Genomic DNA, 23,047 nt, shown 5'->3' on the forward strand with positions numbered 1-23,047 from the left:
TCGCCCTTAGCTTGTCCACTTATTACCAGAAAACAAAAACTCATGGCCTCATCTTCCGACAACATCAGCATGGCGGTGTTCTGCGACTTCGAAAACGTCGCACTGGGCGTGCGCGACGCCAACTACGAGAAATTCGACATCCGGCCGGTGCTGGAACGCCTGCTGCTCAAGGGCAGCATCGTGGTCAAGAAGTCGTACTGCGACTGGGACCGCTACAAGGCCTTCAAGGCGCCGATGCATGAGGCGAACTTCGAGCTGATCGAGATCCCGCATGTGCGCCAGTCAGGCAAGAATTCGGCCGACATCCGCCTGGTGGTCGATGCCCTCGACCTGTGCTACACCAAGTCGCACGTCAATACCTTCGTGATCATCAGCGGCGATTCCGACTTTTCGCCGCTGGTCTCCAAGCTGCGCGAGAACAACAAGCAGGTGATCGGCGTGGGCGTCAAGCAATCGACCTCCGACCTCCTGGTGGCCAACTGCGACGAATTCATCTTCTACGACGACCTGGTGCGCGAACAGCGCCGCACCGCGGCCAAGCGCGACGAGCGCAAGGCCCAGCCGCAGTCGCGCCGCTCGAATGCGAACGCGGGCGACGACAAGCGCAAGGAAGAACTCGAGGCACGCAAACTGCAGGCACTCGACATGGTGGTCGAGACCTTCGACGCACTGGTGTCCGAGCGCGGCGATACCGGCAAGATCTGGGCCTCGCTGCTGAAAGATACGCTCAAGCGCCGCCGTCCGGATTTCTCCGAAACCTATTATGGCTTCCGCACGTTCGGCAACCTGCTCGAAGAAGCCCAGACCCGCGGCCTGTTCGAGTTCGGCCGTGACGAGAAGTCGGGCACCTTTGTGTACCGCAGCGCCAATGCGCCGGCCACGCTGGCCGGCGTCGAGTCCGTGAGCCAGGATGGCACCCAGGCCTCCGAGGCTGTGGTCCAGGACATGCTCGATGCCGCCGCGCCGGTCGAAGGCGCGCCGGACGAGCAGGCCAAACCCGACACCCGCCGTGGGCGTGGCCGCGGTGGCCGCAAGGGTGGTGCTCGTGGCGAGACGGCGCAGATTCCAGCCCTGCTGGAACCTGTCGTCACCGACACCGAATCGCAGGTCGACGAGGTAGTCGAACAGCAGGTCGAACAGCAGGTCGAACAGCGGGCCGAGCTTGAGGCCATCGAGCAGCCGGCATCGCAGCCGACGCTGTTCGCGGTCGAGGCGGACGCCACGCAAGTGGAGGCACAGGCCGAGACGCCGGCACCGAAAGAGCGCCGCCGCGCCCCACGCAAACCATCGGCCAAGAAGCTCGCCGAGCAGGCGGCGCTGGAAGCCGCCGCCGCTGCCGAGCAGGCAGCAGCGCCGGCCGTGGTCGAGACGCCCGATGAGCCGCAGCTTCACGATGACGAAGAGTCGGACGAGGCGATCGATGCTGCTGCCGCGGCCAAGCTGGCGCGTTACAATCCCGCTCGTCCAGCCGCCAAGGCGCCGGCGCGCAAGGCTGCACCACGCAGCCGCCGCCCAGCCAAGCCGAAGGCAGGTAGCGAGAAGGGCTGAGTCGCAGCGCGTGCGCCTGCCCGCGACAGGCGATGCAATAATGGCATCGCCTGTCCGATCCCGTGCAGGCACCGTCCGGTTGCGACCAAGGAGCCCGCCATGCGCGCCATTATCAGCCTGTTGCTGTTGTCCCTCCTGGGCGCCGTCATGCCGGCGCTGGCGCAGAATGCCCCGGCGTCCGATCACCCGATCCTGGGGATCTGGCGCCTCGAGGTGCCAGATACCAACTGCTCGGAGACCTACCGCTTCCGCGCCGACGGCACCACGCTGGTTACCAGCGCCGCCGAGATTTCCGAGAGCGTCTACACGATCCCCAACGAGCCCGATCCCGAGGGTTTCTACCGCCTGACCGACCGCATCACCAAGGACAACGGCAAGCCCGACTGCTCCGGCAACGTCATGAAGCCGGGCGCCAATGTCACCCATTTCGTGCGCTTCCATCCGTCCGGCAAGCTGTTCCTGCTGTGCGCCGAAGCCTCGATCGAGGCCTGCATCGGCCCCTTCACGCGGGTGCGCGGCGAAGAAATCTGAAGGCAAACCGGGGCGCAGGCCCTTGGGCCAGCGTGGCGTAAGGTGTATATTGCTGAGCGAAACATCAACCTCGGCACCCCATGTCCCCGCTACTTCTCTTCTGCATCCTCATCGCGTATTTCGCACTGCTGCTCGGCGTCGCCTGGGCCACCTCGAAAGGCGCCAACAACGACAGCTTCTTCATCGGTAACAAGAGCAGCAACTGGATGCTGGTCGCCTTCGGCATGGTCGGCACCACCCTGTCCGGCGTGACCTTCGTGAGCGTGCCGGGCGCGGTCGGCGTCGATGGCTTCGGCTATGCCCAGATCGTGATCGGCTACGTGATCGGCTATATCGCCGTGACCTATGTGCTGCTGCCGCTGTACTACCGCCTGCAGCTGACCTCGATCTACCACTATCTCGACGTGCGCTTAGGGCCACGCGCCTACCAGAGCGGCGCGGGCTTTTTCATTATTTCGCGCCTGCTCGGCGCCACCGCGCGCCTCTACCTGGTGGTGAACATCCTGCAAGCCATCATCCTCGACAGCCTGGGCGTGCCGTTCTGGCTCAGCACCCTGGTCGTGCTGGGCATGATCCTGCTCTATACCTACCAGGGCGGCGTCAAGACCATCGTCTGGACCGACACCCTGCAGACCAGCTGCATGCTGTTCGGCCTGTTCGCCTGCGTCTGGATTTTGCTGGGCGAGTTGAACATGTCGATCCCGGAAAGCCTGAACCAGATGCAGGCGCAGGGCCTGGCCACCATCTTCACGATTGATGTCGACAGCCCCAATTTCTGGCTCAAGCAGATCATCGCCGGCGCCCTGATCACGATCACCATGACCGGCATGGACCAGGAAATGATGCAGAAGACTATCTCGGTCAAGACCCTGAAGGATTCGCAAAAGAATATGCTGACCCTGACCGCGGTGCTGGTCGTGGTGCTGCTGTCCTTCGTGTTCCTGGGCGGCCTGCTGTACCTGTATGCGCCGACGGTCGGCGTGACCGCCACCGGCGACAAGATCTTCCCGGCGGTGGTGATGGGCCATCTGCCGGCGGCCTTGCAGATCATCTTCCTGATCGCGCTGATCTCGGCCCTGTTCCCCAGCGCCGACGGGGCGATTACGGCGCTGACCTCGTCGACCTGCATCGACCTGCTCGGCATCAAGCGCCGCACCGACCTGACCCAGGCCCAGGCCGAAAGCCTGCGCCGCCGCGTGCACCTGGGTTTCGCCTTCCTGTTCCTGCTGCTGGTGCTGGGCTTCAAGGCGGCCGACAACCCGAGCATGATCGGCGTGATCCTCAAGCTGGCGGCGTATACCTACGGGCCCTTGCTCGGCCTGTTCGCCTTCGGCATGCTGACCGCGCGCACGCCGACCGACAGGCTTGTCCCGCTGGTGACGATCGGCGCACCTGTCCTGTGCGCGATCCTTGAGTACAATCAGGCTTACCTGCTCGGCGCTTACCGCCTCGGGCTGGAATTACTGTTGATTAACGGCATATTGGTGTTTGCCGGCTTGTATGCGATCTCGCGTCGCGTCCCTGGCGTTGCCGGGGCCGGCCGGGTCGCCTGACCGCTACGTTTCATTGACCTTGACTGGAGTTTCGATGGCCTTCAAGCCCCTCTATGCCTTGCGGCGCGGCTTCGTGTTCCTCTGGACCGCGCTCGACGTGACCCGCCGCACCTTCTTCAACCTGCTGTTCCTGCTGATCCTCATCCTGATCATCGCGATGTTCTTCGGCGGCGGCGTCAAGCCGCTGTCTGAAAAGACCGCGCTGGTGGTCGAGGTCAAGGGCGACCTGGTCGAGCAGTACGAGACCACCTTGCGCGACACGGTGCTCGACAACGTGGGCGGCGACAGCAAGCGCACCGTGCGCCTGCGCGACGTGATCCAGGTGATGGACAATGCCGCGCGCGATCCCAACATCACCAGCGTGGTGCTGCTGCTGGATGAGATGAACGGCGGCGGCATGGCCATGCTGCGCGAGTTCGGCGCCGCGGTGGACCGCGTCAAGAAGGCCGGCAAGACCGTCGTGGCCTGGAGCGGCCAATACGACCAGAAGCGCTACCTGGTCGCCTCGCACGCCAACGAGGTCTACGTCCATCCGATGGGCATGGTCCTCATCGAAGGCTTCGGCGGACGCCGCAACTACTACCGCGACGCGCTCGACAAGGTCGGCGTGACGGTCAACCTGGTCAAGGTCGGCACCTACAAGAGCGCGGCCGAGCCGTATATCGCCAACGGCCCGTCGGACGCCGCGCGCGAGGCCGACGCCTTCCTGTACAACGCGATGTGGTCCGGCTACACCGGCCTGGTCGAGAAAAACCGCAAGCTGCCCGACGGGGCGCTGGCCAGCATGATCGACACGCTGCCCGAGCGCATGGAAGCGGCCGGCGGCAGCGCCGCCAAGGTCGCGCTGCAGGCCAAGCTGGTCGACGGCCTCAAGACCCGCGACGAGTTGCGCGTGCTGATGGCCAAGCGCGGCGTCTACGAAGAAGACATCAAGTCGTTCCGCCAGATCAGCTTCTATGACTACCTGTCGCGTCATCCGCAGAAAGCCTTTGGCGACGCGGTCGGCGTGATCGTCGCCTCCGGCACCATCACCGACGGCGCGGGCGGTCCCGGCGTGATCGGCGGCCGCTCCACGGCCAACCTGATCCGCCAGGCGCGCGAAGACGATTCCATCAAGGCACTGGTGCTGCGCGTCGATTCGCCCGGCGGCAGCGCCTATGGTTCCGAATTGATCCGGCGCGAGCTGGAACTGACGCGCGCCGCCGGCAAGCCGGTGGTGGTGTCGATGGGCAGCGTGGCGGCGTCGGGCGGCTACTGGATCTCGATGGCGTCCGACGAAGTCATCGCCGACCCGGCCACCATCACCGGTTCGATCGGCGTGTTCGCGCTGCTGCCGACCGCCGACAAGGTGGCCGACAAGCTTGGCGTGCGTACCGAGGGCGTGACCACCACCTGGCTGGCCGATGCCTACAATCCGCTGCGTCCGCTCGACCCGCGCTTCCAGAAGCTGGTCCAGCAAAGCATCAACAATGTGTATGCCGACTTCACCAGCAAGGCTGCGGCGGCGCGCAAGACCACCCAGGCGAAGATCGACGAAGTGGGGCAGGGCCGCGTCTGGACCGGCGCCCAGGCCAAGGAACGCGGCCTGGTCGACCGCCTGGGCAGCTATAACGACGCGCTGGCCTCGGCCGCCGGCCGCGCCAAGCTGGCCAAGGATTACCGCGTGGTCTATGTCGAGCGTCCGGTCACGCGCGTGGAGCGCTTCCTGCAGATGGCCGGCGCCTCGGCGGCGCAGGCGATGACGATCCAGGTCAAGCTGGGCCTGGTCGAGCAGGCGATTCCGGCCGGCCCGGTCGGCCAGGTGGCGCATGACATGGCCTTCCTGTCCGAGCTGACGCAAGAGCGCAAGCCGTTCGCGGCGGTGGCCCATTGCTTCTGCGGTAACTGGTGATTGCTTATGTAAGCAGTTTGTAACTGATTAATACAGAGTATCGACGGGCGCGAGCGGCAGTTCGCGCCCGTTTTTCGTTTACGTCGCCTAAATAGGGGTGAACTGTGTAAATCGGCGTTAAGGCGGCGGCGAAAGCGTCGATTCCATGGTTGAGCAATGTACGTTACGAAACATTATGAGTGAAACGACCATGCTAAAGTCATTGTGACCCGTATTGTGCAAGTAACAAAATTATATAGAACAAGGACAAGCATGGACCAGCATCTCCCGCCTCATCCAACCACCGACCGTCCCGCCCGCACCCGGCGCGCCCGCCTCATCGGCGGCGTGATCGCCGTGCTGTCGATGGTGGCGCTGGGAGGCCTTGCCTGGTGGCTCACCCACCAGCCGGCGGGCGGCCCCGGTGGCGCGGGTGGACCGGGGATGGCGGCCGGTGGCCCAGGTGGGCCGGGCGGCGCGCGCGGTCCCGGTGGACGAGGCCCTGCAACCACGGTCGGCGTCGCGCGCGCCGAGCAGGCCGACATCCCGGTGACGCTGGAGGCGCTCGGCACCGTGGTCGCCGCGGCCACCGTCACCGTGCGTCCGCAAGTGTCGGGCGTGGTCCAGAAGATCCATTTCACCGAGGGCCAGCTGGTCAAGCCGGGCCAGGTGCTGGCGACGATCGACCCGCGCCCATTCGAGATGGCCCTGCTGCAGGCGCGCGGCCAGCGCCAGCGCGACGAGGCCCAGCTCGAAAGCGCGCGCCTGATCCTGTCGCGCTACCGCACCCTGCTCGAGCAGGATTCGATCGCGCGCCAGGAAGTCGATACCCAGGCCGCGCTGGTCAAGCAGCTCGAAGGCACCGGCATGACGAACAGGGCGGCCGAAGGCACGGCCCAGCTGAACCTGGATTACGCGACGGTGCGTGCGCCGATCGGCGGCCGGGTGGGCCTGCGCACGGTGGACGTGGGCAACCTGGTGGGCAGCGGCGACGCGGCCGGCATCGCCGTCATCACCCAGCTGTCGCCGATCGACGTCGAATTCGCCGTGCCGCAAGACCACCTGCCGGCGCTGCAGGGGCGTATCGCGCAAGAGACCAAGCTGCCGGCCACCGCGCTCGACCGCACCCGCACCGAGGCGCTGGCCAGCGGCAGCTTCATCGCGCTCGACAACCAGGTCGACACCCAGACCGGCACCGTGCGCGCCAAGGCCCGCTTCGCCAATACCGACAACAAGCTGTTCCCCAGCCAGTTCGTCAACCTGCGCCTGACCGTCAATACCTTGAAGGACGCAGTGGTGGTGCCGGTGACGGCGCTGCGCCACGGCGCCAACGGCGACTTCGTCTACGTGCTCGATCCCGAGGCGCGCACCGTGGCGCTGCGCACCGTCAAGCGCGGCCAGGCGACCGTCGACAAGGTGCAGATCGCCAGCGGCCTGAAGGTGGGCGAGCAGGTGATCACCGAAGGCGCCGACCGCCTGCGCGATGGCGCCAGCGTGGTGTTGCCGGGTGAACGTCCGGCCGGTGCGCGTGGTCAGGGACAGGGCGCGCGCCAGAGCCAGGGCCAGGGCGGTGGTCGTCCGACCCAGGGAGCGCAGCAATGATGTTGACGTACCGCGAGCATACGGCCCGCGCCATCAGCCCGTCGTTCCCGCGCAGGCGGGAACCTAAGTTAGCCCGCATAGCCGTAACGCACGCAGCACTTGGGTTCCCGCCTGCGCGGGAACGACGGGGTGGCTGTGCGGACGACGGAGGCAAGGCATGAGTCCCTCCACCCCCTTCATCAACCGCCCGGTCGCCACCGCCCTGCTGATGCTGGCGATCGTGCTCTCGGGCCTGGTCGGCTACCGCTTCCTGCCGCTGTCGGCGCTGCCGCAGGTCGACTTCCCGACCATCCAGGTGCAGACCCTGTACCCGGGCGCCAGTCCCGAAGTCATGGCGCGAACCGTCACCGCGCCGCTGGAGCGCCAGTTCGGCCAGATGGCCGGCCTGACCCGCATGAGTTCCACCAGCGCCGCCGGGGTTTCGATCGTCACCCTGCAGTTCGCGCTGGGCGAGACGCTCGACGTGGCCGAGCAGGAAGTGCAGGCCGCGATCAATGCCGGCGGCTCGCTGCTGCCGACCGACTTGCCGGCGCCGCCGGTCTACGCCAAGGTCAACCCGGCCGATGCGCCGGTTCTGACCCTGGCCATCACCTCGGACACGTTGCCGCTGACCGAGGTGCAGAACCTGGTCAACACGCGCCTGGCGCTCAAGATCAGCCAGGTTTCGGGCGTGGGCCAGGTCTCGCTGTCGGGCGGCCAGCGGCCCGCAGTGCGGATCCAGGCCGATACCGAGGCGCTGGCGTCGTATGGCCTGGGCCTCGATACACTGCGTACCGCGATCACCTCCGCCAACGCCAATAGCGCCAAGGGCAGCTTCGACGGCCCGACCCGCTCGTATGCGATCAACGCCAACGACCAGCTGGTCACCGTCCCCGATTACGAAAACCTGATCGTCGCCTACCGCAACGGCGCCCCCGTCAAGCTGCGCGAAGTGGCCAAGGTGGTCGACAGCGCCGAGAACGTGCGCCTGGGCGCATGGGCCAATATGAAGCCGGCGATCATCCTCAACGTCCAGCGCCAGCCCGGCGCCAATGTGATCGCCACCGTGGACGCGATCAAGGCGCGCCTGCCCGAGCTGCAGGCCGGCCTGCCGACCGCCTTGCGCATGGACGTGCTGAGCGACCGCACCACCGGCATCCGGTCCTCGGTCAAGCACGTGCAGATCGAGCTGCTGCTGGCCGTGGTGCTGGTGGTGCTGGTGATCTTCGCCTTCCTGCACAGCCTGCGCGCGACCATCATCGCCAGCCTGGCGGTGCCGATCTCGCTGATCGGCAGCTTCGGCGTGATGTACCTGCTCGGCTACAGCCTCAATAACCTCTCGCTGATGGCGCTGACGATCGCCACCGGCTTCGTGGTCGACGATGCGATCGTCATGATCGAGAACATCGCCCGCTATATCGAGAAGGGCGAAAAGCCGATGGCGGCCGCGATCAAGGGGGCGACCCAGATCGGCTTCACCATCATCTCGTTGACCGTGTCCCTGATCGCGGTGCTGATCCCGCTGCTGTTCATGGGCGACGTGGTCGGCCGCCTGTTCCGCGAGTTCGCGGTGACGCTGGCGATCACGATCCTGATCTCGGGTGTGGTCTCGCTCACCCTGGTGCCGATGATGTCGGCGCGCTGGCTGCGCAGCCACGAGCAGGAAAAGCCGAGCAAGTTCGCCATCAAATTCCAGGCCTTCTTTGACCGCGTGATCGAGCGCTACGACGTGATGCTCGGCTGGGTCTTGCAACGCCAGGGCCTGACCCTGCTGGTGGCCCTGGGCACCCTGGTGCTGACGGCGCTGCTGTGGATGGTCATCCCGAAAGGCCTGTTCCCGACCCAGGACACCGGCCAGCTGCAGGCGCGGGTGCAGGCACGGCAATCGATCTCGTACGCCGACATGGCCAAGCTGCAGCAGGAAGCGGCGCGCCAGATCATGGCCGATCCCGAGGTCGCCTCGGTGGCGTCCTATGTCGGCGTCGACGCCGCCAACAACACCATGCTGCATACCGGGACCATGCTGATCAACCTGAAGGCCGACCGCGGCAACCAGCTTGAGACCATGCAGCGCCTGCGCCAGCGCGTGGCCAATGTGCCGGGCCTGCAGCTGTTCCTGCAGCCGACGCAGGATCTCACCATCGACGCCGAGAGCGGTCCGACCCAGTACCGGCTGTCGCTCGAAGGCTCCGATGAAGAAACGGTCAACGAGTGGGCGCGTCGGCTGACGCAAAAGATCGGCAGCCTGCCCGAGCTGCGCACGGCGATCACCGATGCCGGCGCCACCGGCGCCGCCGCCTTCATCGACATCGACCGCGACACCGCGTCGCGCCTGTCGATCACGGCCGCCTCGATCGACGACGCGCTGTACAGCGCCTTCGGCCAGCGCATCGTGTCCACCATCTTCACCGAGACCAACCAGTACCGCGTGATCCTGGAAGCGCAGCAGGACGAGGCGATGTCGATCGCCGCCCTCGGCCGCCTGCAGCTGCGCACCGGTTCCGGCCAGCCGACGCCCTTGTCGGCGATCGCCACCATCAGCGAGCGCCAGGCGCCGCTGCAGGTGATCCATGTGGCCCAGTACCCGGCGGCGACGGTCGGCTTCGACACCGCTTCCGGCGCTTCGCTGGGCCAGGCGGTGAGCGCGATCCGCGCCGCCGCCGAGGAGATCGGCATGCCGGCCTCGGTCAGCATGACCTTCCTCGGCGCGTCCGGCGCCTACGAGGCCTCGCTGTCGAACCAGCTGTGGCTGATCCTGGCCGCCGTCGTCTGCGTCTACATTGTGCTGGGCGTGCTCTACGAGAGCTACATCCATCCGCTGACGATCCTGTCGACCCTGCCGTCGGCCGGCGTCGGCGCACTGCTGGCGCTGTGGGTCAGCGGGCAGGGGCTGGGCGTGATCGGCATCATCGGCATCATCCTCCTGATCGGCATCGTCAAGAAGAACGCGATCATGATGATCGACTTCGCGATCGAGGCCGAGCGCGAGGAAGGTAAATCTCCGCTGGTGGCAATCAGGCAGGCCGCGCTCCTGCGCTTCCGTCCGATCCTGATGACGACCCTGGCGGCGCTGTTCGCGGCCGTGCCGCTGATGCTGGGCACCGGCGAAGGCGCCGAGCTGCGCCGGCCGCTGGGCCTGGCCATCTTCGGCGGCTTGATCCTGAGCCAGCTGCTGACGCTCTTCACCACCCCGGTGATCTACCTGGCCTTCGACCGCACCGCGCGGCGCTGGACCGGCAAGGCACCGCACAAGACCGAAGGGGCGGGCGCATGAATCTGTCGCGCCCCTTCGTCGAGCGTCCGATCGCGACGGTCCTCTTGACCCTGGGCCTGGCGCTGGCCGGCATCGGCGCCTATTTCGTGCTGCCGGTGGCGCCGCTGCCCCAGGTCGACTATCCGACCGTGTCGGTCTCGGCCTCGCTGCCGGGCGCCAGTCCGGAGACGATGGCGTCGAGCGTGGCCACGCCGCTCGAGCGGCGCTTGGGCGTGATCGCCGGCGTCAACGAGATGACCTCGAGCAGCAGCACCGGCTCGACCCGCATCAACCTGCAGTTCGAGCTGAATCGCCAGATCGACGCCGCCGCACGCGAAGTGCAGGCGGCGATCAGCGCCTCGCGCGCCGACCTGCCGGCAACCCTGCGCAGCAACCCGACCTACAGGAAAGCCAACCCTTCGGACGCGCCGGTGATCATTCTCGCGCTGACTTCGAAGACCAAATCCCCGGCCCAGATCTATGAATCGGTGTCGAACCTGGTCCAGCAGCGGCTGGCCCAGGTGAAAGGCGTGGGCGAAGTGGAAATCGGCGGCGGCTCGCTGCCGGCAGTGCGGGTCGAGCTGGTGCCGTATGCGATGAACCGCTATGGTGTTTCGAGCGAGGACGTGCGCGCCGCGATCCAGGCCAGTAATCCGAACCGCCCCAAGGGCGAGATCGAGGGCAGTGGCAACCGGCTGCAGATCTATTCGCAGCCGGCCGGCGGCGACGGCCGCAGCGCCAGCGACTATCGTGGCCTGATCGTCGCCTGGCGCGACCGCGCCGCCGTGCGCCTGTCGGACGTGGCCACGGTGTTCGACGGCCCCGAGAACGTCTACACCCTGGGCCTGTTCAACGGCCAGCCGGCGGTGATCGTGCTCGTCACGCGCCAGCCCGAGGCCAATGTGATCGAGACCGTGGACGGCATCCGCGACCTGCTGCCGTCCCTGCAGGCCCAACTGCCGGGCGACATCAGCCTGGCGGTGGCCTCGGACCGCACCAACTCGATCCGCGCCTCGCTGCACGAAATCGAGTTCACCCTGGTGCTGTCGATCGTGCTGGTGGTGGGGGTGGTCAGTGTGTTCCTGCGGTCCTTGCGCGCCACGGTGGTGCCGGCGGTGGCGACCGTGGTGTCCCTGCTGGGCACCTTCGGTGTGATGTACGCACTCGGATTCTCGCTCAACAACCTGTCGCTGATGGCCTTGACGGTGGCCGCCGGCTTCGTCGTCGACGACGCCATCGTGGTGCTCGAAAATACCGCGCGGCATATCGAGAACGGCATGGACCGCATGCAGGCCGCGCTGCTGGGCGCGCGCGAGGTGGGCTTTACGGTGCTGTCGATCTCGCTGTCGCTGGTGGCGGTGTTCATTCCGCTGCTGTTCATGGGCGGGCAGGTGGGACGCCTGTTCCGCGAATTCGCGGTGACGCTCTCCGCCGCGGTGCTGATCTCGCTGGTGATTTCGCTGACCACGACGCCGATGATGTGCGCCTGGCTGCTGCGCAAGGAAGACCCGGACAAGAAGCCGGGCCGCCTGGCGCGCTGGTCCGAGAACAGCTTTGCGCGCGTGCTGCGCGTCTATGAACACGCGCTCGACTGGGCGCTGGACAGCAAGCTCTTGGTGATGATCATCCTGCTGTTCACGGTGGCGCTGAACGTCTACCTGTTCTCCAGCGTGCCGAAGGGTTTCTTCCCGCAGCAGGACTCGGGCCAGATGAATGGCGGCATCCGCGCCGACCAGAGCATCTCGTCACAGGCCATGCAGCAGAAGATCTACCAGCTGGTGGAGATCATCCGCAAGGATCCGGCGGTCGATACGGTCGTCGCCTTCACCGGCGGAGGGCGCGCCGGCGGCGGTTTCATGTTCGTCAACCTCAAACCCGTGGGCGAGCGCGACGTCGCGGCCCAGGCCGTGATCGCGCGCCTGCGCCCGCAGATGGCGAAGGTCACCGGCATCACGATCTTCCTCAATCCCGTGCAGGACTTGCGCATGGGCGGGCGCTCCAGCAACTCGACCTACCAGTACACGCTCAAGAGCGACAACGCCGAAGACCTCAAGGCATGGGCCACGCGCCTGGCCGAGTCCATGAAGGCGCAGCCGGCGCTGGTCGACGTCGACACCGACCAGGCCGAGAACGGCGTCGAGACCTATGTCACCATCGACAAGGAATCGGCGGCGCGCCTTGGCATCAGCACGCGCGACGTCACCAATGCGCTGTACAACGCCTTCGGCCAGCGCCAGGTGGCGAACATCTACGATGAGCTGAACCAGTACCACGTGGTGATGGGCGTGGCCCAGAAATACGCGCAGTCGCCCGAGGCGCTGAAGGACGTCTACGTGCCGGCGCGGCCGACCGGCGGCGCTTCCAGCGCGGCCTCCACCGGCACCGGCACGGCCGCCGCCACCGGCGCCGCCGGCGCCTCGACCTCGACGACCGCGAACCTGACCGCGGCGCGTGACCCATCCGGCGGGCAAGCCCTGGCCAGCGCCGCCGCCACCATGGTGCCGCTGTCGGCGATCGCGCGGTTTGCCGAAAGCGCCACGCCGACCTCGGTGAGTCACCAGGACGGGGAACTGGCGACCACGGTCTCGTACAACCTGAACCCGGGCTTTACCCTGGCCGATGGCCAGGCCGCGGTACGCCAGGCCGAGGCCGACATCGGCATGCCGAACAATGTGCGCGGCAGCTTCCAGGGCACGGCGGCGGCGGCCCAGGCGTCGAGCCAGGAGCAGCCGCTGCTGATCCTGGCCGCGATCGTCGTGATCTATATCGTGCTGGGCATCCTGTACGAAAGCCTGATCCACCCGGTGACCGTGCTGTCGACGCTGCCGTCGGCCGGCGTCGGCGCGGTGCTGGCGCTGCTGCTGTTCAAGATGGAGTTTACGATCATCGCCCTGATCGGGGTGTTCCTGCTCATTGGCATCGTCAAGAAGAACGCGATCTTGATCATCGACTTCGCGCTGGAAGCCGAGCGTGCGCGCGGCCTGTCCGCGATGGAGGCGGTGCGCGAGGCCTGCATGCTGCGCTTCCGCCCGATCCTGATGACGACCCTGGCCGCGGCCCTGGGCGCGTTGCCGCTGGCGATCGGCTTCGGCGAAGGCTCGGAGTTGCGCCGCCCGCTGGGCATCGCCATCATCGGTGGCCTGGTCGCGAGCCAGCTCCTGACCCTGCTCACCACGCCGGTGGTCTACGTCCTGCTCGACAAGCTGCGTACGCGCAAACCCGATGAACATAATCTGACCCGCCACCCTCATGACGAGGATGGTCCGTCCCTGGCCAAACCATGACCACTATGCGACAACAGCTTCCATTCCGTCTTTCCCTGCTCGCTCTTGCCCTGGCCCTGGCCGGCTGCGCCGTCGGCCCCGCCTATGAACGACCGGACCCGCTTGCCGCCGGTGCGGCGCTGCCGGGAAGTTACAAGGAGGCCGAGGGCTGGGTCCCGGCCGCGCCGGCCGACGCACTCGAGCGCGGCCCCTGGTGGATCCTGTTCGAAGACCCCGAGCTCGATCGCCTGGCCAGGCAGGTGGAGGCTGCGAACCAGAACGTGGCGGTGGCGGTCGCCAACTATGCCCAGGCACGCGCGCTGGTGGCCCAGCAGCGCGCTTCGCTGTTCCCGGTGGTGACGCTGGGCGCTGGCGCTGACCGCGCCGGCGGCGGAGACGATAGCGTCAACCGTGGCGCGAGCAACGCCTATCGCCTGCAGATCGGCGCCAGCTGGGAGCCTGACGTGTTCGGCCGCCTCAAGAACGCAGTGACCGGCGCCGAGGCCAGTGCCCAGGCCACCGCCGCCGACCTGGCCAACGCCGTCCTCGCGGCCCAGGGCGAGCTGGCGATCAACTACTTCTCGCTGCGCCAGACCGACGCCCAGCGCGAGATGCTGGCCTCGACCATCGAAGGTTACGAGCGCGTGCTGCAGATCACCTCGAACCGTTTCGAGGCCGGCATCGCGGCGCGCTCCGACGTGCTGCAGGCCCAGACCCAGCTCGCCAACGCGCGCAGCGAGGCGCTCGGCCTGCGCAACCAGCGCGCCCAGCTCGAGCACGCGATCGCCGTGCTGGTCGGCCAGACCCCCTCAAGCTTCGCCCTGCCGCCGGCGCCATGGCATGTGTCGGTGCCGGACGTGCCGGTCGGCGTGCCTTCGACCCTGCTGCAGCGCCGTCCCGACATCGCCGCCGCCGAACGCGACGTGGCGGCGGCCAATGCCGACATCGGCATCGCGCGCTCGGCCTACTTCCCCAATTTCGGGCTGTCCGCTTCTTACGGCAACAATACGAGCCGCGTGGGCGACCTGTTCTCGGCGTCCGCCGCAGCCTGGTCGTTCGGCCTGTCGGCGGCCCAGACCATCTTCAATGCCGGCGCCACCCGCGCCAGCGTCGAAGGCGCCGAGGCGCGCCACCAGGCGACCGTGGCGCGCTACCGCCAGGTGGCCCTGGACGCCTTCGCCACCGTCGAGAACGGCCTGTCCGCCACCCGCGTGCTGGAGCAGCAGCAGCAATTGCGGGCCGAGGCGGCCGAGGCGGCCGGGCTGGTCGAAGAGCAGATCCTGAACCGCTACAAGGCCGGGCAGGTGAGTTATACCGAGGTGGTGCAGGCCCAGGTGACGGCCTTGTCTGCACGCCGCTCGCTGGTGCAGGTGCAGGCCGACCGCCAGACGGCGGCGGTGTCGCTGATCCAGGCGCTGGGCGGCGGCTGGCAGGAACAAAGGCTGGCGGACGCGGTGCAGTAATCATGCGTCAGGCATTACAATGCTGCGATTATCGATAGTCAGGCACACGCCATGAAAAACTGGATTAATCGCATGTTGAGCAGCGCCGACAAGGCGCCTGACGCCGCCGCCGGCGCCACCCCACAGGCGGACGAGCTGGGAGACGACCACGGCGTCCAGGTCGATGCCGCCTATTACCGCTGGCTGACCGCATCCGGCGGCTACCAGGCGGGAGCGGACGTCGAGGAACACATCCTCGACCTCGTGCGCACGCTCGCGGCCGACCCGCAGGCCGCCAGCGGCCTGGTGCCGCGCATCCCCGAGCTGATCCCCAAGCTGCTGCGCGACCTGGCCGACGACGACGTCTCGACCGGCGACCTGGCGCGCCAGGTCGAGCAGGACCTGGTGCTGGTGGCAGAAGTGATCCGCGAGGCGAACAGCGCCTATTACCGGCCGCTGCAGGCGGTGAAGTCGCTCGATGGCGCCCTCATGATGATCGGCCAGAACGGCCTGCGCATGCTGCTGGCCCGGATCGCTTTCCGGCCCCTGATCAAAATGGCCGACCAGGGCTTCGCGCGCCAGGCGGCGCCGCTGGTCTGGAACCAGTCCGAGAAGTGCGCGCTGGCCTCGAGCCTGATGGCGCCGGGCCTGGGCGCCGGCGTGTTCGAAGCCTACCTGGCCGGCCTGATGCAGAACCTGGGGCTGGTGGTGGCCTTCCGCCTGGCGGAGCGGGCGGTCGAGAGTGGCAAGATTCCCGGATCCAGCGAGTTTGGCCGGCGCCTGTTCGACGTCAGCCGCGGCCTGTCGTCGACCATCGCCGCCCACTGGGAATTCCCGTCCGAGGTGGTGGAAGCCATCGCCGGCGTCGGCCAGCCGGATGCATCGCCGCTGGCGCAGACGCTCGAACGCGGCGACCGGATCGCCAAGCTGCGGCTGCTGCTCGACGCCCACGTGGTGCTGGAGGACGACGCGCTCGTGACCGAGGGCCTGGACAGTTTCGAGCGCCGCTGCCTGGGCAAGCTGACCGATTTGCCGGGCTAACGCTGCATTGCATCGCGTTTTTTCGAGAGGAAATCGCCATGAACATGAATGCCGAACACCTGGCCGAGCTGCACGAGGCCAAGCGCCTGCTGGAGAATCCCGGCCTGGCCGCGCGCATCAGCAATCTGGTCGGCTCGCCGATCGAAGCGGCCATCGAGCGCCTGCCGGCGCCGTGGCAAAAACGGGTAGGCGGAGCCACCGAGCATGCGCTGCAGTACGCGCTGACGGGGGCGCTGTCGACCATGCCGGACGGCGGCAAGGAGGCATCGTATCCGCGCCTGCACAAGTTCGCGGCGAGCCTGTCGGGCGGCGTGGGCGGCGTGTTCGGCCTGCCGGGACTGCTGGTCGACCTGCCGCTGTCCACCGTCATCATGCTGCGCTCGATCGCCGAGACCGCGCGTGCCAATGGCGAACGCCCGCAAGATGTCGAGACCCGGCTGGAATGCCTGCGCGTGCTGGCCATGGGCGGACCGAGCGGCGGTGACGATGCCGCCGACTCGGGCTATTTCGCGATGCGCATCGCGCTGGCGCGCGCGGTGAGCGAAGCCGCCCAGGCGCTGGCGGCCAAGTCGGTCAACGCCGCCACGACGCCGGCCTTGCTGCGCCTGATCGCCACGGTGGCGGCGCGCTTCCAGGTGCACGTGACGCAAAAGGCGGCCGCGATGCTGGTGCCGGCCCTGGGCGCCGTGGGCGGCGCGACCATCAACCTGCTGTTCGTCGACCACTTCCAGAACATGAGCCGCGGCCACTTCGCGGTGCGGCGGCTGGAGCGCCTGTATGGCGAGGGCATGGTGCGTCAGCAGTACGAGGCGATCGTGCTGGCCGACGAGCCGATGGGACTGCTCACGTAGGGCAGATGCGATTTCGCCCGCTTTCCTTGGCGGTATATAGCATCGCATCCGCCCGCAGGAACAGCGCGTTCTCGCTGGGGTGCTCAGGAAAGGCGGCCAGGCCGCCGCTGAACGAAAAACGTCGCGTCTCGCCCGGCGCGACCTGGAACTCGACCGCGCCGAAGGCCTGGCGCAGCGCATCGAGCCGGCGCCACGCCTCATCTGGCGTGCAATCCCAGAACACGAGCACGAATTCCTCGCCGCCGAAGCGCGCCAGCAGGTCGCGTTCGCCCATCTGCGGCGCCAGGCACAGGCACAGGCGCTTGATGACGATGTCGCCGAAGTGGTGGCCCCAGGTGTCGTTGATGGTCTTGAACTTGTCGATGTCGATCACTCCGAAGGCGAGCGGCTTGTCCTCGAGCGTGGCTTGCCGGATCAGGTCTTGCGCCTTGCGCTGCAGGCCCACCTTGTTCAGGAGGCCAGTGGCGCGGTCCTTGCCGATCAGGTCCTTGCTGACGCGGATCCGGGCCGCGCGGTTGGCCAGCTGGGCCTCGACCAGGCCGGCGGTGGCCTGCAGCACCGTGTCGAAGCCGTCGCCGAGCGCGCGCCGCGCCAGCGCCTCGTCGGGGCGGCGCTGCAGCAGCACGATCTCGCGCACCGGATCGGCCTCGATGTTCTTCTTCATGACCCGCGCCAGCGCGTCCAGGCGCCGGTACTCGTCGTCGGCAATTACGACCAGATCGGGTTGCAGCTCTTTGACGCGCAGGTGCAGGGTGGTCGCGTCGAGGTGGTGGACAACTTCGACCTGCTGCGCCAGCAGCGCCGCCGTATCGAGATCCCCGGGCGGGCCGAGGTGGACCACCGACACCAGGTCGCCGCGTTTGGTGCGCACGAACAGGTTGAACAGCTTGTCGACCAGGACGTCGTTGGCGATGGGCTTCTCGGCATAGGCCAGGCAGTTGCTGTCCACCAGGCGCTGCTGGAGCAGGAAGCGGCTGCCCTGGCGGCCCGACTGCAGATAGACATACGCGTGCTCGCGCGGCAGCCGTTCGAGCAGCTCGCCCAGCATCAGGGTCTTGCGGCTGTCGTGCAGGTCGGCCTGCATATTGTGCAGGGCGTCGAGGTCGATCACGAACAGGCTGGCGCCACGGTCGGCCGCGACGGCGGCGGTGAATTCGGCCACTTCGCTGAAAAAACCGATGTCAAAATCGTATTTGTGCGCGTGCAGCAGCAGTTCGGCGCGGTTGTCCTTGATGAAGAAGCTTTGGGAGAGAAAGAGGACCTGGTGACGGTACAAGGGGGCCTCGGTGCTCATGTCTGCCTGCCTTTTTCTGCATAATGTGACATCTTGCCACGCCAATATGACGCGATGTTGACGCCACCGGGACCGCCGTCAATACCTTACAAAACCACACGGGCATGACCCAACGGGGATATACTCGCGCATTGCTTTTTTCACCTCAGGGACTTGTCTTGTTCAAATCGATCGTCCTGCCCGTCGCCCTCCTTGGCGCGGCGAGCGCCGCCTTCGCCGACGAAGGCCAGTGGCAACCGCACCAGTTGCCACAACTGAAATCCGAACTGAAACGCATCGGCATTACCATGCCGGCCGAGAAGCTGGCCGACCTGGGCAAGCATCCGATGAGCGCGATCGTCTCGCTGGGCGGCTGCTCGGCGTCCTTCGTGTCGCCCGACGGCCTGGTGGTGACCAACCACCACTGCGCCTATGGCGCCATCCAGCGCAATGCCACGCCCGAGAAGAACTACATCGTCGACGGCTTCCTGGCCAAGACCCGCGCCGCCGAACTGCCGGGCGGCTCGAACACGCTGGTGTACGTGACCGAGAAGGTCGAGAACGTGACCGCGCGCGTGCTCGAAGGCTTGAAGCCAACCATGTCGGGCCGCGAGCGCCATGCGCTGGTCCAGTCGCGCATCAAGGCCCTGGTGGCCGAGTGCGAAACCGACAAGTCGACGCGCTGCTCGGTGCCGGCCTTCCACCGCGGCCTCGAGTATTACCGCATCAAGCAGCTGATGATCCGCGACGTGCGCCTGGTGTACGCGCCGTCCGACCGCATCGGCAACTATGGTGGCGACATCGACAACTACGAGTGGCCGCGCCACGTGGGCGACTACGCCTTCTACCGCGCCTATGTCGGCAAGGATGGCCGTCCGGCCGACCCGTCGCCCGACAACGTGCCGTACAAGTCGAAGGATTTCCTCGTCGTCTCGGCCGAGGGCCTGAAGAACGGCGATCCGATCCTGCTGGCCGGCTACCCGGGCCGCACCAGCCGCTACAAGCTGCCGAGCGAGATCCGCTTTGCGCGCGACGTCGACCTGCCGGCCAAGGCCGCGACCATCACCGCCGACCTGTCGGTGATCGCCGCCGCGACCCAGGGCAATCCGGCCTGGAACGTGGCCTATGCGAGCGTCGACAAGGGCCTGAACAACGTGCTCAAGAAAACCAAGGGCCTGCTGGACGGCTTCGCACGCAAGGACATCGCCGCCATCAAGGACGTGCAGGATGCCGAGTTCCGTGCCTGGCAGAAGTCGCACGCGGGCGCCAACCAGAACCTGCTGGCGGACCTCGACGGCGTGATCGCCCAGGACATGGCGCTGCAGCGCCAGGAAGCCGCCTGGCTAGAGGCCACCCACAGCGACCTGCTCAAGAGCGCGCGCACCCTGTACCGCCTGGCGCTGGAACGCCAGAAGCCGGACGCCGAGCGCGAAAGCGGCTACCAGGACCGTGACCTCGGCTTCATCAAGGCGCGCCTGGCCCGCCTCGAACAGTCGTTGGTGCCGGGCGTCGACCAGGCGCGCTATGCCGCCGCGCTGGCGCGCTACGCCAGCATCGACGCCAAGGTGCGCCCGCAGGGCGTGGACGCGCTGCTGCCGGCGCAGGATGCGCTGGCGGGCATGTACAAGGCCAGCACGCTGTCGGACACCGCCACGCGCCTGGCCTGGATGGGCAAGGACGTCGATGCTTTCCGCAAGTCGAACGATCCGTTCATCGCGCTCGCGGTGCGCCTGCACGACGCCGGCATGGCGCTGGAAGAGCGTCGCAACGAGATCGACGGCAACCTGGAACGCGTGATCCCGCAATACATGGCGGCCGTGATCGCGTGGAAGAAGTCGCAGGGCAAACCGGTCTACCCGGACGCCAACTCGACCTTGCGCGTGACCTACGGCACCGTGTCGCCGTTCTCGCCGCGCGACGGCCTGGTCAAGGGGCCGTTCACCACGGTCGAAGGCATCCTGGAGAAGGAAACCGGCAAGGATCCATTCATCGTGCCGGCCCCGCTCAAGCAGGCGATCCAGGGCAAGCGCTATGGCGTGTTCAAGGATGCGGCGCTGGGTACGGTGCCGGTCAACTTCCTGTCGAGCGCCGACACCACGGGCGGTAATTCGGGGTCGGCCGTGATGAACAAGCGTGGCGAATTGATCGGCCTGAACTTCGATTCGACTTATGAATCGATCACCAAGGACTGGTACTTCGACACCGCCATCACGCGCGCGATCCACGTCGACATCCGCTACATGCTGTGGGTGATGAAGGAAATCGACCATGCCGACAACCTGCTCAAGGAAATGACGATCAAGTATCCGAAGAAGTAATTTCGGCCACAATCATCTGCACGTCGTCCCCGCGGAGGCGGGGACCTAAGTTTTTCCAGCGCTGTGGAGATGCTGGCAACCTTGGGTCCCCGCCTCCGCGGGGACGACGGTTCATCTGCCAACAAGAATGAACGAACCCCTCATCCTCGCCGGCCTCACGACTTCGCCGCTGGAACTGATCTCCTTCCTGCTGGCCGTCACCACCGTCGTGCTCAACATCCGCCAGAAGCACTGGGCCTGGCTGTTCTCGATCGCCTCGTCCGCGACCTATGCGGTGGTGTTCTACGACGCGCGCCTGTACGGCGACATGGGGCTGCAGTTCGTGTTCATCGCGGCCTCGGTCTGGGGCTGGTACCAGTGGCTGCACGGCAGCGGCAGTGCGCCGCTGGTGCCCAGCTTCCTCAAGCCCAACGGGCGCGCCTGGTCGCTGGTCGCCTGGCTGGCGGGCTTCGTGCTGCTGTCGACCTTCCTCGACAACTTCACCGACACCGACGTGCCGCACGCGGATGGCTTCCTGACCGCCGGCAGCCTGGTCGGCCAGCTGCTGCTGGCGAAGAAGAAGGTCGAGAACTGGCATGTGTGGATCGCGGTCGATATCCTGTACGTCGGCCTCTATTTGTACAAGGGGCTGGTGCTGACCGCCGTGCTGTACGGCATATTCGTGCTGCTGGCGATCGCCGGCTTGCGCACCTGGCAGGCAGCGGCGCGCAAAGCGGCATGAGCGCGGTGCAGCGGATTGCCATCCTTGGCGCCGAGTCGTCCGGCAAGTCGACCTTGTCCGAAGCGCTGGCGCGCCATTACGGCACGCCGTGGGTGCCCGAATACCTGCGCGAATTCGTCGATACGCTGGGGAGGGTGCCGCACGAGGAAGACCAGTATTGCATCGCGCTGACCCAGCGCGCACGCGAGGATGCCGCGTCGGAGGAAGCCGCCAGCTTCCTGTTTTGCGACACCACGCCCCTGATGACGGCGCTGTACAGCCGCGTGTACTGGGGCAGGGTGGATGCGCAGCTGGCGCGGCTCGGCGCGCGCCACGACTACGCCTGGACCTTCGTCACCGCGCCCGACACCCCGTGGGAACCGGACGGCCTGCAGCGCGAATCGGAAGAGGTGCGCCAGATGGTGCACCGGATGCTGGTGGAGACGCTGGCCGCGCGCGGCATCGCCTACACCTTGCTGGCCGGCGACCTGCCGCACCGGATGCGGCAGGTCCAGGGGCTGCTTGGCCAGCGCTGAAAACTAAGCCTTCGGCAGTCCTGCCGCCAGGTCGGTCCACGACTGCGGCTGCGGCTTGCCGCGCTCGCGCACGCCGAAGAAAGTCACCACCAACTCGCCCTGATCGTCGAAGAACTCGACCGAGGTAACGCCGGCGCGGCGCACCACGTAGCCGCTGCGCAGTGCGCTGTCGCGCAGGTGCAGGTTGAAGTCCGGATCGAGCACATTGAACCAGCCGTCGGCCGCCATCACCTTGTTCACCTTGCCGCTGTAGATCTGGGTCAGCGCCCCATTGCCGAGGAAGGCCATGATCGCGACCCCGTCCTTGGCCGCGTCCTCGAGCAGCTTGCGCACCGCTTGCGGCGCGACTTTCTGCACCACGCCACCAGGGGCCAGGCGCAGAGCCTGTTCACGCGTCAGGCCGAATTCCGACACGATGCGGTTGAACTGGTGCACGTCGGTCATCTCTTGCCAGGCAGTCTGGAATTCCTTGACGTCGACCGCGCTGTCGGGCTTTGCGGCAGGCTTCGCTGCGGCGGCCGCCACGTCCAGTTGTGCGCCCTGGCTCGGATGGCGGAAGTCGGCCACCAGCTTGTCGAACACCGCAACCTTGGCGTCGTCGCGCAGGTAGAGCTTGTGCACGGCGTTGCCGCTGGCGTCGAAGAACTGCAGGCTGCGGTTGACGCCGCCGTCGCGGCCGGGCTGGGTCACGGCGAAGGCGTACTTCCATTTAGTGAACTGGAAGCGCAGGTCGATTGGGCCGCCCAGATAGCCGCCGGCGATGTTCAGGTTGCGCGCTTCGCGCTCGGCCTCGTCGGCGCTGCTTTTCTCGGCCTGCTTCGGAATGCGCATGGCCACGCCGGTGGTCTCGATCACGCCGTTCTCGTTGCGCGTGAGCGCCATCACCTTGCCCAGGTCGAGGGCGCGGCGCATGATCTCGCGCGGCGCGTGGTCGGTTTCCTTCAGGCGCACCACGGTGCTCTTGACACCGGTGGCGAGCAGTTCGGCTTCGGATGCCTTCAGCTGGCGCGCGGCGTCGCGCGTCTGCAGGCGCGGCTCCCTGGCCTTCAGTTCGGCCCACTGCTGCGCCAGTTGCGGGGCGGCCTGCGCGGGGATCAGGGCCAGGGCGATGGCTGCGGCCAGGAGGTGACGGGTGAGTTTCATGGATGGGTGCTCCTTGATTGTGTGCGAATGCGATCGAGAATAGTAAATGATAATCATTATCATTTGCAACATGTTCGTCCGACTTTTTGACAGGGACTTCTTGATCGGGCGCATAGGGCTCCGATGCGAATCGGTGTTGGATGT

15 protein-coding genes are annotated in these 23,047 nt (G+C 66.8%); 13 read left to right on the forward strand and 2 right to left on the reverse strand.

What is annotated here, in order from left to right:
- Positions 1-42 precede the first annotated feature (42 nt).
- The 10 genes from SOM61_RS20870 (at position 43) to SOM61_RS20915 (ending at position 16,933) form a co-directional block, all read left to right on the forward strand.
- Entirely contained in the window at positions 43-1,548 is a 1,506-nt protein-coding gene (locus SOM61_RS20870; RefSeq protein WP_320475852.1) for an NYN domain-containing protein, read from the forward strand.
- 99 nt (positions 1,549-1,647) lie between these two features.
- Positions 1,648-2,079, forward strand: a complete 432-nt coding sequence (locus SOM61_RS20875; RefSeq protein WP_123071940.1) for a hypothetical protein — start codon at positions 1,648-1,650, stop codon at positions 2,077-2,079.
- 80 nt (positions 2,080-2,159) lie between these two features.
- Positions 2,160-3,632 (forward strand): sodium:solute symporter, encoded by a 1,473-nt coding sequence (locus SOM61_RS20880; RefSeq protein WP_320475853.1) that lies wholly within the window; start codon positions 2,160-2,162, stop codon positions 3,630-3,632.
- A 34-nt stretch (positions 3,633-3,666) separates the two neighbouring features.
- Positions 3,667-5,523 (forward strand): signal peptide peptidase SppA, encoded by a 1,857-nt coding sequence (sppA, locus tag SOM61_RS20885; RefSeq protein WP_320475854.1) that lies wholly within the window; start codon positions 3,667-3,669, stop codon positions 5,521-5,523.
- A 252-nt stretch (positions 5,524-5,775) separates the two neighbouring features.
- Positions 5,776-7,104 (forward strand): efflux RND transporter periplasmic adaptor subunit, encoded by a 1,329-nt coding sequence (locus tag SOM61_RS20890; RefSeq protein ID WP_320475855.1) that lies wholly within the window; start codon positions 5,776-5,778, stop codon positions 7,102-7,104.
- A gap of 157 nt (positions 7,105-7,261) precedes the next feature.
- A complete protein-coding gene (locus SOM61_RS20895; RefSeq protein WP_320475856.1) occupies positions 7,262-10,357 on the forward strand; it encodes an efflux RND transporter permease subunit in 3,096 nt (1,031 codons plus the stop codon).
- Positions 10,354-13,620, forward strand: coding sequence for an efflux RND transporter permease subunit (locus SOM61_RS20900; RefSeq protein ID WP_320475857.1), 3,267 nt, complete (start codon positions 10,354-10,356; stop codon positions 13,618-13,620). The genes SOM61_RS20895 and SOM61_RS20900 overlap by 4 nt, the downstream gene beginning before the upstream one ends.
- On the forward strand, positions 13,617-15,062 hold the full coding sequence (locus SOM61_RS20905) for an efflux transporter outer membrane subunit (protein WP_320475858.1): 1,446 nt from the start codon (positions 13,617-13,619) through the stop codon (positions 15,060-15,062). The genes SOM61_RS20900 and SOM61_RS20905 overlap by 4 nt, the downstream gene beginning before the upstream one ends.
- 51 nt (positions 15,063-15,113) lie before the next feature.
- A complete protein-coding gene (locus SOM61_RS20910; RefSeq protein ID WP_320475859.1) occupies positions 15,114-16,082 on the forward strand; it encodes an HDOD domain-containing protein in 969 nt (322 codons plus the stop codon).
- Between the two features lie 38 nt (positions 16,083-16,120).
- Positions 16,121-16,933, forward strand: coding sequence for an EcsC family protein (locus tag SOM61_RS20915; protein ID WP_320475860.1), 813 nt, complete (start codon positions 16,121-16,123; stop codon positions 16,931-16,933).
- Here SOM61_RS20915 and SOM61_RS20920 read toward each other — a convergent pair.
- Positions 16,926-18,227 (reverse strand): GGDEF domain-containing protein, encoded by a 1,302-nt coding sequence (locus tag SOM61_RS20920; protein ID WP_320475861.1) that lies wholly within the window; start codon positions 18,225-18,227, stop codon positions 16,926-16,928. The genes SOM61_RS20915 and SOM61_RS20920 overlap by 8 nt on opposite strands.
- Before the next feature lie 158 nt (positions 18,228-18,385).
- Between SOM61_RS20920 and SOM61_RS20925 the strand changes: the two genes are divergently transcribed.
- The 3 genes from SOM61_RS20925 to SOM61_RS20935 all read left to right on the forward strand — a co-directional run bounded on the left by SOM61_RS20925 (position 18,386) and on the right by SOM61_RS20935 (position 21,760).
- A complete protein-coding gene (locus SOM61_RS20925) occupies positions 18,386-20,524 on the forward strand; it encodes a S46 family peptidase (protein WP_320475862.1) in 2,139 nt (712 codons plus the stop codon).
- 127 nt (positions 20,525-20,651) lie between these two features.
- Complete coding sequence (gene pnuC / locus SOM61_RS20930; RefSeq protein WP_320475863.1) at positions 20,652-21,245, forward strand: nicotinamide riboside transporter PnuC; 594 nt, start codon at positions 20,652-20,654, stop codon at positions 21,243-21,245.
- Positions 21,242-21,760, forward strand: a complete 519-nt coding sequence (locus SOM61_RS20935) for an ATP-binding protein (protein ID WP_320475864.1) — start codon at positions 21,242-21,244, stop codon at positions 21,758-21,760. The genes pnuC and SOM61_RS20935 overlap by 4 nt, the downstream gene beginning before the upstream one ends.
- Positions 21,761-21,763: 3 nt before the next feature.
- Here SOM61_RS20935 and SOM61_RS20940 read toward each other — a convergent pair whose 3' ends face one another.
- Positions 21,764-22,903, reverse strand: a complete 1,140-nt coding sequence (locus tag SOM61_RS20940; protein ID WP_320475865.1) for a hemin-degrading factor — start codon at positions 22,901-22,903, stop codon at positions 21,764-21,766.
- Positions 22,904-23,047: the final 144 nt, after the last annotated feature.

Origin of the sequence: Massilia sp. CFBP9012 (genome assembly GCF_034045115.1) — a bacterium.
Lineage (GTDB): Bacteria > Pseudomonadota > Gammaproteobacteria > Burkholderiales > Burkholderiaceae_D > Telluria.